We start from the raw sequence: 12,664 nt of genomic DNA, 5'->3' as shown, positions 1-12,664 counted from the left end.
ACGCGGATGGCGTACGGCCGCCCAGGCCGGGGCCAGGCCGTCGGGGCTTCCGGCGCTCCGATCGACCGGTGGCCCCGGTCGTCAGCGGACCGGCAGCACCCGGGTGTGCTCCGCGCGGACGGCCTGGAGGGCGTCGGGCTGGAGGCCGAGGAGCTTCAGGACGGTCGGGGCGATCTGCTTGGTCTCGACCTTCCCGTCGTGGCGGACGCCGTTCGGGGTGGCGGCGCCGGAGACGACCAGCGGGACGTCCAGGTCGTCGGCGTGATCGCCGCCGTGCTCCGCGATCTTGCTGCCGCCGGTGTAGACGACGCCGTACTGGGCGACGCCGAAGACGTCCGGGACCCGGGGGTCGCCCGGCTCGACGTGGAAGTGGTCGGCGGCCGCCTTGCCGGCGTACGCCTTCTGGATGCCGCTCCTCGTGAAGGGGCGGGCCTTGCCGTCGATGTCCACACCGCTGCCGTTCTGCGCCAGCAGGTAGTCCTCGGCGAACCCGGTGGCGGCCGCGGAGCGGTCGTTCAGCCAGAGCAGCACACCGTCGTCGTCGACGGCGTGGGCGACCAGGTCGCCGGCGCCGGGGTGGGCGGCCTTCCAGGCCGCGTTGAGGCCGGCCAGCAGGGGGCCGTCGTCGATCCGGTTGAGGGCGGCGGGGTCGATCGGCGACTGACCGTGCTTGGCCGACAGGATGACGGTGGTGGAGCCGTCCAGGTGCTGCTTGCGCAGCTCGTCGGTGAGCGCGCCGATCTGCTGGTCGACGAACTCCAGGTTCTTCTCGACCAGCGGGCCGGGCACGCCCTTGCCGATGTATCCGCCCCGGAGGCCATCGGAGCTCCTGAGCTTCTGCGCGGTGGAGACGGACTGGAAGTTCAGGCCGAAGACCGCCGGGGTGCCGACCTGCTGCGAGCGGCTGTGGTCGTAGCCGTCGATCTCGTTGAGGACGGCCTGCACCTTGTACGCGTCGTACTGCTCGGTGGCCTGGTTGTCCTTGGTCCAGTCCCCGTCGTAGCCGGGCGCCTTGCTGTTGATCTCCGGGGTGAAGAGGTCCTGGATGCCCTCGCCGGAGGGGCCGTTGAGGATGTCGTAGGCGGCGTGCTTGTCCGACCACGCGGTGCGCAGCCCGGCCTGGCGGGCCACCTCGAAGACCGTGTTCACCTGGAGGTAGGAGTGCGGCTGAACGGGCCGGCAGGTCCGCGGGTCGACCGGCAGCTTGGCGGGGTCGATCAGGGTTTGCGGCCGGCCGGTCATCCGCAGGATGGAGCCGGGCAGCCCGGCCAGGCCCTGGCCGGCGTCGATCGAGTCCTGGTTCCGGTCGAGGTCCTCGGTGAGGTCGACCTCGGCGCCGGGCCTGGCGCCCTTGCAGTCGGTGGTGCCGGCCGGGAGCAGCGCGGCGTTGTAGGTGTCGTCGTAGTAGACGCCGGTGGTGCCGGGGCCGCCGCCGGTCAGCTGCGCGACCATGCCGGGGAAGGAGTCGGAGGGATTGGTGGTGCTGGCGTGGGTGTACTCGACACCGCCACGGACCAGCCGGGCCAGGGCCGACTGCGGGTGCGCGGCCGTGAACCGGGCCAGGTCCGACTGGTGCAGGCCGTCGACCGAGACCAGCAGCACGTGCTGGGCACGGGCACCGCGGCCCTCCTCGGCGGCGGCGGCCTGGGCGACGGTGGATCCGGCCAGCACACCGGCGGCGCCGAGGGTGGCGGCCAGCCGGAGGTAACGACGGGTCACGAGGGGCTCCTGGGGAAGGGTGAGGGGGACGTGGCGGTGCTGCGGCCCCTAGGCTGGGAGCCCTCGGTGTACCGTCGGCGGCCGGCACATGAACAGCACCGGACCGCCGTGCGGCGAGATGTTCGGTTTTACCCAGTTCTCACCAACTCGCCCTTCTTTCAAGGGATTTGCGCGGAGACATGACAGGTGTCGCCGGAGCGCGCTTCGATGAGCCGCCCGGCGTCGCCGCGTGGCGGCCCGGCGCCGTCGCCTGACGGCCCGGCTGGCATCCTGGCCGGATGAACGCTGACGGCACGACTCCGGTCCACCTCGCCACGGTGCTGGACGGGTTGGCGGTGAATCCCGCACTGCCGGCCCCGATGATCCGGCGACTGTTCGCCTGGCGGCAGGGCTGGGGGAAGGTGGCCGGGCGACCGGACGTCACCGAGGCCATGGCCGACGAGATCATCGCCACGGACGACCGCTGGCTCCTGCACAGCCTGGCGCTCAACAAGCAACTGGCCGACCGGGTCCGGATCCGCCTGGCCGCCCATCCGGACGTCGCGGTGCGGTCCGCGCTCGTCGTCGACACCGCGAACGCGCCGAGGGAGCTGCTGGAGCGGCTCATCGACGACCCGGAGTCCGAGGTCCGTGAGTACCTGGCCCAGGGCGATCACACACCGTCCGACCTGCGGGCCCGCCTCGCGGGCGACCCCGACCCGGCGGTCCGCGCCGCGTTGGCGAAGCACTGGACCCGGGCGCCGGAAGCGGTCCGCCGGATCCTGCTGACCGATCCCGAGGCACAGGTCCGCGCCGCGGCCTGCTCGACCTTCTTCGCCCGTCTGCCGCATCCGGTACCGCCCCCGGACCTGGTGCCGGCGCTGTTGGCCGACCCGGTGACCCGGGCGGGCGCGGTGGTACACGCCGTTCTCCACCCCGACACCCTCCAGCGGCTCGCCCGGGACCCGGACGCCGACGTGCGCGCGGAGCTCGCCCGGCATCCCGCCCTGCCACCGGAGGTCCGCGACGACCTCGCCGTCGATCCGGCCCTGAGGGTCCGGGTGAGGGTCTTCGCCCGGGCTGACACACCGGAGCAGGTGCGGGCCCGGATCCACGCCTCGGTCCACGAGCTCTCGCGTTCGCGGGTCGAACCGGGACCCGACGCCGACGAGGAGGCGGAACTGCAGTGGTACCTGGACGCCGGCGCACCCACGGAGCTGCGGACCATGGTCCTGCCGTGGGTCACGGCCGATCCGTTGCCGCACATCGACTCGCCCTATGTCTGCTTCCGGGCCTCGGCGGCCGCGAGCGAGGCCCTGCCCACCGACGCGGTGGTCCGGCTGCTCGGCGACGAGGAGGAGATCGTCCGCCTCACCATGGCCCACACCGCCCCGCACCTGGTCGATCCCGCGACGGCCGAGGACATCGAACGCCGCTACCGCCCCCGGCGCGACAAGTTCACGTTCTGGTGGGACCGGGCGCAGGTCCTTCCGTTCCCGCCGGCGACCCTGCGCCGGTTCGCCGGCGACCCCGAGCCCCGGCTCCGCTCCCTCGCGCCCCGCGATCCCGATCTGCCCCCGGCACTCGCCGAGAAACTGGCCGCCGACCCCGAGGAGCGCGTCCGCCGCGCCGTGGCCGGCCACCGCAACCTCCCGCTCGCGTCCCTGCTCCGACTCCTCGCCGACCCGTCCGAGCGCGTCGCGGAGGCCGCGGGCGCCTCGCCGCACCTGCCCGTCGAGCACATGGACCGGCTGTTGGCCGAGGCGGCCCTGTAGCGCCCGGGCCAGGTGCATGGGTCCGTGGGCGTGGGGAACAAGCACCGTGTGGGCGAAACACCAGGGCGCACGCCCGTGGCGGCCGACGGGCGGCTGGGCGTGCCGGCCGAGCACCCCGGACTGAGCGATCCGCACTATCTGCGACGGCGCCGGTCCCTCGCCGCCGTGGCGCGCGGGCACCGGGTCGGCGATCCCGCGCCAAGGGTCGAGTACAGCGAGGGCGAGGAACGGACGTGGCGGATCGTCCACCGGGCGCTGTGGGCGGCCCAGGGCGAACACGCCTGCCACGCCGTCCTCGACGCCAGGGAGCAGGCGCCGATCCCCGCCGACCGCATCCCGCAGCATGCGGAGGTCGGACCGGAACTGCGGCGCAGGACGGGATTCGAGTTCACCCTCGCGGGAGGCGTCGTCGCCAACAAGCGGTTCCTCGGCGCGATGGCCGACGGCTACTTCCACGCCGTGCAGTTCGTCCGGCACCCCGCCGTACCGCTGTTCACCCCCGAGCCCGATGTCATCCACGACGTCCTCGGCCACGGGACCCACCTGTCCTGCCCGGCGTTCGCCGACATCTACCGGGCGATCGGCCGTGCCGCCAGGCGCATCGACGACGCGGACGTCCTGCAGATGATCAGCGATGTCTACTGGTTCACCCTGGAGTACGGCGTCCTCGACGAAGGCGGCAGGCCGAAGGCCTACGGGGCGGCCCTGCTGTCCTCCTACGGGGAGATCCGACGCCTGGGGCTGGCCCGCGTACAGGCCCTGGACGTCGAGGCCGTGCTCGCCACCCCGTACGAGATCTCCGGCTACCAGCCGGTCCTCTTCAGTGCCCGCTGCCTCCACGAGGTCGCCGACACCTTGAACGGCTTCCTGGAGAAGCTCGACGAAGGGAGCGCGCCGCGCTTCGGCCGCGGCCCGGCCGGTGCCCGGCGAGCCGGCTGACGAACCGGCCGGGTCGGAGGCTCATTCCGACGGGAGGATGCGGCGCAGCCAGCGGGTGCGGGCGGCGAGGGCGTCCTGGGAGACCGCCGCGTGGGGGGCGAGGGTGTCGAAACCGTGGCAGGCGCCGGGCCAGACGTGCAGTTCGGCGTCGCCGCCTGCTCGCCAGATGGCGTCGGCGTAGGCGACGGCCTCGTCGCGGAAGGTTTCGGCGGAGCCCACCTCGACGTAGGTGGCGGGGAGCCGTGAGAGGTCGGTGGCGCGGGCCGGGGCGGCGTAGGGCGAGAGGTCGGCGGCGCCGTAGCGGTCGCCGAGGACGGCCTGCCAGGCGGTGGCGTTGGAGGCGCGGTCCCAGGTGTCGTGGCCGACCATCTGGTGGCTGGAGAAGGTGTCGCCGCGGTCGTCGAGCATCGGGCTCAGCAGCAGCTGGCCGACCGGGGCCGGGCCGCCGCGGTCGCGGGTCAGCAGGGCGAGGGCCGCGGCGAGTCCGCCGCCGGCGCTCTTGCCGCCGATCACCAGGCGCCGCGCGTCCAGACCCAGCGCGTCGGCGTGCTCGACGACCCAGGTGAGCCCGGCCCAGCAGTCGTCGACGGCCCCCGGGAAGCGGGTGCGCGGCGCGAGCCGGTACTCGACGGACACCACGGCCAGTCCCAGCGGCAGCGCCCATGAGCGCAGCAGCCGGGGCAGGACGGACCACGCGTTGCCCGTCACCATTCCGCCACCGTGCAGGTAGTACAGCACCGGCAGCGTGCCGCCGGCTCCCGCGGGCCGCCCGGAGAGGAGCGTGACCTCTCCCCCGCCGTCGGCCCGGGGTGCGCGCAGCTCCGCCACCTCGAAGCGGCCGCCGTCGCGCAGCCGGTCGAGCGTCGGCCGGGGCCGGCTGGCGGCGTCGCGCTCCTGCCAGGCCGCCAGGTCCTCCGGGGTGAGCACCCCGCGCGCCCGCTCACCGGCGGCCGCCACCGCCGCGCCCACCTGCGGATCCAACGGCGGCACCCGTCGGGCCGACACCTCATCCATCACAGCACCCCCTGCCCGTGGGGCACCCGGCGGCGCCCCGACCGGTCCAGCTTGCCAGCCGGGCTGGCAGGGCCCCTCCGCGCCCCCGACCCCGCCGCCGGAAACCGGTGGACCGGCGGACCGGCCTGGCGGTTGACTGGGCGGGTCGACGTGTCGCCGGGCGGGGAGGGGGAGCTGTGGAGGACCCGCAGTTCACCGTGGAGTTGGCCGGTGCCTCGCCCCGCGGTGCGGCCGCGCTCAAGGCGGTCCGCACGGTGACCGGTCTGAGCCTGTGGCGCAGTGGCCAGGTGCTGGACACCGGGGCGGCCGCCCTCGTGACCGACGTCCCGTTCGAGGTCGCCTCCCGTGCGTTACAGGTCCTGCGCCAGGCGGGGGTGCCGACCGCCGTCCGCTGCGACTGGTGCCGGCGCAGCCTGCCCGAGGACGGCTCCCCCGTCGATCCGGGGCCGTGTGCTTCGCGGTCCTGGGAGACGGCCCACTGCCAGGCCAACTCCCTGACCAGCTGCGACTGCGACTTCTGCGCCGAGTACGGCCCGCTGCCCGGGCACACCCGCACCTGAGGCGAGCCGCCGCGCCGAACGCGGTGCGCGCAGTGTCGAAGATGTCGACGGTGTCGAAGGGCCTCGGAGTCGGTGGGCCGGGCGGGGCGGGCGGTCGACCCGCCCCGCCCGAGGGCCGGGTCAGAAGGGCTTGGTCGGCAGGTACTTGCCGTCCAGGGTGATGACGGCGCGCTCGCCGCCCTCGGGGTCGGCGACCTTCTTCACGTCGAGCTTGAAGTTGATCGCGGAGATGATGCCGTCGCCGAACTGCTCGTGGACCAGGGCCTTGAGGGTGGTGCCGTACACCTGGAGCATCTCGTAGCTGAGCGCCTGCCGAGGGGTGAGCACGCCGGCGAGCAGGACGGCGGAGGCCGGCCCCCCGGGCAGTGGCTCGCCGGGGAGGCCGACCGGGGTGGTGAGCAGCGGACCGGCCGCCGGAACGCCCGCCGCGGGGCGGATCAGCTGGACGCCGGGGCGCCGAACCAGCGGGTGAGGGACGGTCGCAGGGCCTCCGGGGTGCCGGTCCAGCAGACGTAGCCGTCCGGTCGCACCAGCATCGGCTCGACCGCCGCAGCGCCCCGGCCGACGCAGCCGACCCGGTCCACCCGGTCGGTCCAGGGGGCGAGGGTCCCGGCCAGGGTGCCCAGGGGGTCGACCAGCACCCCGCGTCCGGAGCGCAGCAGTTCGTGCAGCCGCGCCGGGCCGAGGTCGACGTCCGGGGCGGGACCACCGAGGAGCGGGTGGGGAGCGGCGTCCGGCATCGGGTAGCGGGTGGCCATCCCGGCCATCACGTCGCCGAGGCGGCGCCGCACCTCCGGCAGCTCGGCCAGCTCGGTGAAGAGCTCCCGGGTGGCCGTCACCTCCGGGTCGCCGGTGCCCTCCCAGTCCATCAGCAGGCTCTGCGCCTGGACGTTGCGCAGCACCAGGGCGCCGGCCAGGTGGCGTTCGGTGTGGTAGCTGTCGAGCAGGCCCTCCGGCGCCCAGCCGCGCACGGCGGCGCCGAGCTTCCAGCCCAGGTTGAAGGCGTCCTGCATGCCGGTGTTCATGCCCTGGGCGCCGAGCGGGAGGTGCACGTGCGCGGCGTCGCCGGCCAGGAAGATCCGCCCGTGGCGGTACCGCGCGACCTGCCGGGCCGCGTTGGTGATCCGCCGGGCGTGGCGGAGTTCGAGCAGCCGCACCCGTTCGCCGAACACGGCCAGCAGTCCGGTGCGGATCTCCTCCTCGGTGATCGGGACGTCCCTGGGCACCGAGCGGCCCGGCCCGCCCAGGGCGAGGCGGCGCAGCGGCCTGCCCCGGTCGTCGGTGCCGAGCGGGAACACCGCCGCCCAGGTGCCGTCCTCGGCGCGGTGGTGCGTCCCCAGCTCCTCGGTGCCGCTGAGCCGGACGTCGGCGGCGATCGTGGTCGCCGTGCCCGCCCGGCCGGGGAACTCGGCCTTCAGCAGGGAGCGCGCCGTGCTGTGGCCGCCGTCCGCGGCGATCAGGTAACGGGCCCGGACGGTACGGCCGTTGGCGAAGCTCGCGGTGACGCCTTCCTCGTCCTGGGCGAGCTGGACCAGTTCGTGGTCGCGCCGGACGCGCAGGCCCTGCGCGGCGAGGTGTTCCTCGAAGAAGCCCTCCAGGTCAACCTGCGGGACGGAGCGCCACGGCAGCCGGGGGCGGGCGGTGCTGTCGGCGGGCAGCGGAATGCCGGCGAAGTGGCTGGTGCCGACCGGGTGGTCCCCCGTGGCCAGCAGCGGTTCCAGCAGGCCGCGCTGGTCGAGCGCCTCGACCGTGCGGGACTGCATGCCGCCGGCCCGGGACAGGGCGCTGCGCTGCGGCAGCCGGTCGGCCAGTACGGTCGATGCGCCCGCCAGCAGCAGTTCGTTGGCCGCCGTCAGTCCGGTCGGGCCGGCGCCGACGACGAGTACGTCGGTGTCCATGGTTCTCTCCCTGGTCTCCGTCGAACAGTGGTTCTCGTGACGGGACCAACGCTCGCCCCTGCCGGGGCGGTTGGACGAGTGACCGGGGCGATGGCGGCGGGATCCGACACCGGCTACGCTCGGCGCGGTGGAATCCGACTACGACGACCTGGACCGCCGCCTCGTCCACGCCCTGCAGGTCGACGGCCGGGCCCCGTTCAGCACGATCGCCGCGGTTCTCGGGGTGTCGGACCGCACCGTCGCCCGCCGGTACGCGAGGCTGCGCTCGGCCGGTGCGGTGCGGGTGCTCGGGGGGATCGACCCGACGGCGCTGGGCGCGGTGCTGTGGCTGCTGCGGGTGCGGTGCGCACCCTCCGCGGCGGTCGCGGTCGCCGAGGCCCTGGCCCGGCGCCCGGAGACCTCCTGGGTGAGCCTGTCCTCCGGCGGCACCGAGATCACCTGCACGGTCCGCACCGAGAGCGAGGCCGACAGCGAGGCCTTGCTCCTGGCCCGGCTCCCCCGTACCCCGCGGGTGGAGGGGGTGAGCGCCCACTCCGTGCTGCACACCTTCTACGGCGGCCCGGACAGCGTCATCGCCAAGCTGGGCCCGCTGGACGCGCGGGCCGTCGAGGCGCTGCGCCCCGAGCCGTCGCCCCGCCGCCCGCTGCCGGACCGGCCAGGGCCCGTACGGCTCGACGACGGCGACCGCAGGCTGCTCGCCGCCCTCGCCGCCGACGGCCGCGCCGGTTTCGAGCAACTGGCCGAGCTGACCGGCTGGTCACCCAGCACGGTCCGGCGCCGGATGACGGAGCTGCGGGAACGCGGGGTGCTCTATCTGGACATCGACTGCGACAAGCGCCTGCTGGGCGTCGGCACCCGGACGCTGCTGTGGCTCTCCGTCGCTCCCCCGCACCTGGAACCGGCCGGCCGGGCGCTGGCGGGCCACCCCGAGGTCGCCTTCGCCGCCGCCACCACCGGCCCGACCAATCTGTACGCCACCGTGGTCTGCGCGGACCAGCGGGCGCTGTACCGCTACCTGACCACCAGGGTCGGCGCGCTCCCGGGCGTCCTCCAGGTCGAGACGGCGCCGGTGATCCGGACCGTCAAGCAGGCCGCGTCCCGGGCGTAGCGGTCCCCGGCGCCCGGCCGCACCCCCGCCGAGCCGGGCCGAGCCGCTTTCACACCTCTGATCAGCGATTGTCCGGAACTCACCGCATGTCCGTAATGAACGGTTGAGTTCCCTATCGGCCGGGTCTACTGTCGTTGGTGGTGAACGAATCCGTCTCCTGCCCCTCGTTCGCCCCCGAGCCATTGGGGAACCTGCCATGGCCACCTCGCGTGCCCTGGCCACGGCTCCGCCCGCGACCGCACGTCGGGGCCAGCACCCAGGGATAGCCCTCACCGTCATCGCGGCCACCCAGCTGATGGTGGTTCTCGACATCACGATCGTGAACATCGCCCTGCCGCACATCCAGCAGGCGCTGAAGTTCTCCACCACCGACCTGTCCTGGGTGATCAACGCCTACACCCTCACCTTCGGCGGGCTGCTGCTGCTCGGCGGGCGCACCGGCGACATCCTCGGGCGCCGGCGGGTGTTCATCGTCGGCGTGCTGGTGTTCGGCCTGGCCTCACTGCTCGGCGGGGTCGCCCAGTCCTCGGCCTGGCTGCTGGCGGCCCGGGCGCTCCAGGGGGTGGGCGGGGCGATCGCCTCACCGACCGCGCTGGCACTGATCGCCACCAACTTCAAGGAGGGCCCGGATCGCAACCGCGCGTTCGGGGTGTACTCCGCCGTGGCCGGTGCGGGAGGGGCGGTGGGCCTGCTGCTCGGCGGCATGCTGACCTCCTGGCTGTCCTGGCGGTGGGTGCTGTTCGTCAACGTGCCGATCGCCATCGCGATCGCCGTGCTGGCGCCGCTGTACATCAACGAGTCCGAGCGGCACCCCGGGCGCTTCGACCTGACCGGCGCGTTCACCGCCACGGCGGGCATGGTGTCGCTGGTGTACGGCTTCATCCGGGCCTCCGACCACGGCTGGACGGACGCCGTCACGCTCACCGCGTTCTGCCTGGCGGTCGTGCTGCTGGCGGCCTTCCTGGTGAACGAGCGGCGGGTGCCCCAGCCGATCACCCCGCTGCACCTGTTCCGCGAACGCAACCGCTCCGGCGCGTACGGGCTGATGCTGTGCGTGGCGGCGACGATGTTCAGCATCTTCTTCTTCATCACCCTGTTCGTGCAGGAGATCCTCGACTACAGCCCGCTGCGGGCCGGTTTCGCCTTCCTGCCGATCAGCGCCGCGATCGTCGCGGCCGCCCAGTTCGCCGCGCGCAACCAGCTGCGCTGGGGCCCCAAACCCTTCCTGGTCACCGGCTCGGTCCTGGTGCTGTGCGGGGTGTTCTGGGCGACCAGGATCGACATCGGCAGCACCTTCGCGGGCGGCATCCTCGGGCCGACGCTGCTGTTCGGCTTCGGGATGGGCTCGATCTTCGTCCCGGTGATGCTCACCGCCGTCTCGCACGTCGCCCCGCACGAGACCGGGGCGGCCACCGGCATGCTCAACACCACCCAGCAGGTCGGCGGTTCGCTCGGCCTGTCGATCCTGGTCACGGTGTTCGGCACGGCGAGCCGCAACGAGGCCCGGCAGCAGGTCGGGAAGTTCCTCGGCCAGGCCACCCCGCAGCAGGCCCTCCAGTTCCGGGCGAGCGGGAAGCTGCCGGCCCCGTACTCCTCGCAGGTGCTGGTGCACGGCATCGAAGCCGCCTTCCGGGTGGGACTGGTGTTCGCCGCGCTCGCGGTGCTGATCGCGGTGTTCGTCATCAAGGTGCCACGGCCGCCGCAGGCTCCGGGCGCCGTCCCTTCGACGGGAGCGCCGGGCGTCAGCCCTCCGAGGGGCGGTACTTGACAGGCCGTCGGGGGTTCCAGGAGAGTCCTTCTCGCAAATGGTTTTCATCTTCGCTAACCATCCCCCGGCGCGCCCCTGGGCGCGCCCCGCGAAAGAGGACCCCCATGTCGCTCGACGTCTCCCCCGCCCTGCTCGACCAGGCCCGCAACGGCCGCGTGGACAAGGCCGACTTCCTCGACACCGTGCGCGGCTCGCTCCCGTACGCCTACCAGGTCGTCGCCGGACTCAGCGCCGAACTCGCGGCCACCGACGCCGAGTTCACCACCGACAACACCACGCCCAGCGACGAGGAGCGCGCCCAGCTGCTGCGCGCACTGGCCGGCAACGCCATCCGCGGCAGCCTGGAGGACCACTTCGGCGTGAAGCTCGCCTTCGTCAACTGCCACCGCGTCGGCGCCTTCCGGCCCGGTTCCGAGGACAGCGAGGCCTACCGCGAGTTCACCTCGCTGCACAACCAGATCCGCAACCAGAGCCCGGAGCTGCGCAGCTGCTGACCCGCAGGCACGGCAGCGCCGGGTGCCCGCCCCCGAAGGGTGGGCACCCGGCGCGGGTTCCCCGGTGTTGCACCGCGTTGCGGCCCGTTGCGATCGGCTGTCCGGATCGCGCGCCGATCTTGTCGGCCCGCGGACGGCCTGCGTACGGTCGACGGGCACCAGCCGTCCGGCCCTCCCCGGGCCGCAAGATCCCACGCGGAGCCGCCACCATGCCGCACTCCTCCCCCCGCCCGCTGCGGAAACTCGGCTTCCTCACCATCGGGCTCTTCGACGAGGCCGACCCTCGCCGGGGCCACGAGTCCACTCTCGACCTGATCGCCCTGGGCGAGCGGCTCGGCTTCGACAGCGCCTGGCTGCGCCACCGCCACCTCCAGTTCGGGATCTCCTCGCCCGTCGCCGTCCTCGCCGCCGCCACCCAGCGCACCAGCCGCATCGAACTCGGCACCGCCGTCACCCCGCTCGGCTGGGAGAACCCGCTGCGGCTCGCCGAGGACCTCGCGACCGTCGACCTGCTCTCCGGCGGCCGGCTCAACCCCGGCTTCAGCGTCGGCCTGCCCACCCACTACGAGCAGGTGCGCGGCGCCCTCTACCCCGACACCGGCGACCACGAGGACTTCGGTCACCGCCGCGCCGAACGGCTGCTCGCCCTGGTCCGCGGCGAGGACGCCTCCGACTTCGCCGGCACCGAGGGCATCGAGGTGTACTCGCGCCGGGTCCAGCCGCACTCACCAGGCCTGGCCGACCGGCTCTGGTACGGCGCGGGCAGCCTGCGCTCGGCCCGCTGGGCCGGCGAGCACGGGCTCAACCTGCTGACCAGTAGCGTGGTCAAGCCCGGACCGGACGACGCCGCACGGGACTTCGCCGAGATCCAGGCCGAGCTGATCCGCGCCTTCCGGGCCCTGCACCCCGAGGGCGAGCGCGCCCGGGTCTCCCAGGGCCTGGTGGTCATCCCCACCGACAGCGCCACCCCCGAGCAGCGCGCCAGGTACGAGGCGTACGCCCTCGCCCGCACTCCGCGCACCCTCGCCCCGCAGGGCCCGGCCCGGCTGCTCTTCGCCCCCGACCTGGTCGGCACCTCCGCGGAGCTCGCCGAACGCCTGCACGCCCACGCCGGTTACCGGGAGGTCGACGAGGTCGCCTTCGCCCTGCCGTTCACCTTCGGGCACGAGGACTACGTCCAGATCCTCACCGACCTCGCCACCCGGCTCGGACCGGCCCTCGGCTGGTCGCCCGCGGCCTGACGAAGCCGGGCCGCCGAGCCGCCGGCGCGGTGCCCGTCGACCGCACCGGCCGTTTTGCGCTGCCCGAGGGTCGCCCTCCTCGTATCCTCCGGCCGGCCCGGCTCCCCACCTCGGGGGAGCCGGGCCGGACCCGTTCCACCCGCCCACGGGTGGCCCGCTCACGGCCGAC

The 12,664-nt window shown here is 73.9% G+C and carries 10 protein-coding genes and 1 pseudogene; 7 read left to right on the top strand and 4 right to left on the bottom strand.

Going from position 1 to position 12,664, the window contains the following annotated elements; all coding sequences use genetic code 11:
• Positions 1 to 81: 81 nt before the first annotated feature.
• Positions 82 to 1,719: an alkaline phosphatase family protein gene (locus ACIRVF_RS05985; protein ID WP_402814299.1), complete on the bottom strand. Its 1,638-nt coding sequence runs from the start codon at positions 1,717 to 1,719 to the stop codon at positions 82 to 84.
• Positions 1,720 to 1,997: 278 nt separating this feature from the next.
• Here ACIRVF_RS05985 and ACIRVF_RS05980 point away from each other — a divergent pair, with 278 nt between their 5' ends.
• Together ACIRVF_RS05980 and ACIRVF_RS05975 are read left to right on the top strand one after the other, a co-directional pair.
• Positions 1,998 to 3,473 carry a hypothetical protein gene (locus ACIRVF_RS05980; protein WP_402814297.1) on the top strand — a complete coding sequence of 492 codons (1,476 nt, stop codon included), beginning with the start codon at positions 1,998 to 2,000 and terminating at the stop codon, positions 3,471 to 3,473.
• Positions 3,474 to 3,548: 75 nt separating this feature from the next.
• Positions 3,549 to 4,412 carry a phenylalanine 4-monooxygenase gene (locus tag ACIRVF_RS05975; protein ID WP_402814294.1) on the top strand — a complete coding sequence of 288 codons (864 nt, stop codon included), beginning with the start codon at positions 3,549 to 3,551 and terminating at the stop codon, positions 4,410 to 4,412.
• A gap of 21 nt (positions 4,413 to 4,433) precedes the next feature.
• On the opposite strand, the gene ACIRVF_RS05970 is transcribed toward ACIRVF_RS05975, so the two are convergent.
• Entirely contained in the window at positions 4,434 to 5,426 is a 993-nt protein-coding gene (locus ACIRVF_RS05970) for an alpha/beta hydrolase (RefSeq protein WP_402814292.1), read from the bottom strand.
• A 176-nt stretch (positions 5,427 to 5,602) separates the two neighbouring features.
• Between ACIRVF_RS05970 and ACIRVF_RS05965 the strand changes: the two genes are divergently transcribed.
• The gene (locus ACIRVF_RS05965) at positions 5,603 to 5,986 is read left to right on the top strand and encodes a hypothetical protein (protein ID WP_402814289.1); all 384 of its coding nucleotides are present in this window, start codon (positions 5,603 to 5,605) and stop codon (positions 5,984 to 5,986) included.
• 120 nt (positions 5,987 to 6,106) lie between these two features.
• On the opposite strand, the pseudogene ACIRVF_RS05960 reads toward ACIRVF_RS05965, so the two are convergent.
• Both ACIRVF_RS05960 and ACIRVF_RS05955 read right to left on the bottom strand, forming a co-directional pair.
• A pseudogene (locus tag ACIRVF_RS05960) lies at positions 6,107 to 6,286 on the bottom strand (cyanate hydratase); the annotation flags it as partial.
• Positions 6,287 to 6,423: 137 nt separating this feature from the next.
• Entirely contained in the window at positions 6,424 to 7,884 is a 1,461-nt protein-coding gene (locus ACIRVF_RS05955) for an FAD-dependent monooxygenase (protein WP_402814286.1), read from the bottom strand.
• Between the two features lie 127 nt (positions 7,885 to 8,011).
• Here ACIRVF_RS05955 and ACIRVF_RS05950 point away from each other — a divergent pair, with 127 nt between their 5' ends.
• The 4 genes from ACIRVF_RS05950 (at position 8,012) to ACIRVF_RS05935 (ending at position 12,495) form a co-directional block, all read left to right on the top strand.
• Positions 8,012 to 8,992, top strand: coding sequence for an Lrp/AsnC family transcriptional regulator (locus ACIRVF_RS05950; RefSeq protein WP_402814283.1), 981 nt, complete (start codon positions 8,012 to 8,014; stop codon positions 8,990 to 8,992).
• A 196-nt stretch (positions 8,993 to 9,188) separates the two neighbouring features.
• Positions 9,189 to 10,760 carry an MFS transporter gene (locus ACIRVF_RS05945; protein ID WP_402814280.1) on the top strand — a complete coding sequence of 524 codons (1,572 nt, stop codon included), beginning with the start codon at positions 9,189 to 9,191 and terminating at the stop codon, positions 10,758 to 10,760.
• A 104-nt stretch (positions 10,761 to 10,864) separates the two neighbouring features.
• Positions 10,865 to 11,254 (top strand): SCO5389 family protein, encoded by a 390-nt coding sequence (locus tag ACIRVF_RS05940; RefSeq protein WP_402814277.1) that lies wholly within the window; start codon positions 10,865 to 10,867, stop codon positions 11,252 to 11,254.
• 209 nt (positions 11,255 to 11,463) lie between these two features.
• Positions 11,464 to 12,495, top strand: a complete 1,032-nt coding sequence (locus ACIRVF_RS05935) for an LLM class flavin-dependent oxidoreductase (RefSeq protein ID WP_402814274.1) — start codon at positions 11,464 to 11,466, stop codon at positions 12,493 to 12,495.
• Positions 12,496 to 12,664 lie beyond the last annotated feature (169 nt).

The organism is Kitasatospora sp. NPDC101157, assembly GCF_044768255.1.
GTDB lineage: Bacteria > Actinomycetota > Actinomycetes > Streptomycetales > Streptomycetaceae > Kitasatospora.
Note: the sequence above shows the minus strand (reverse complement) of the source record. Positions and strands in the feature narration are given on the sequence as shown.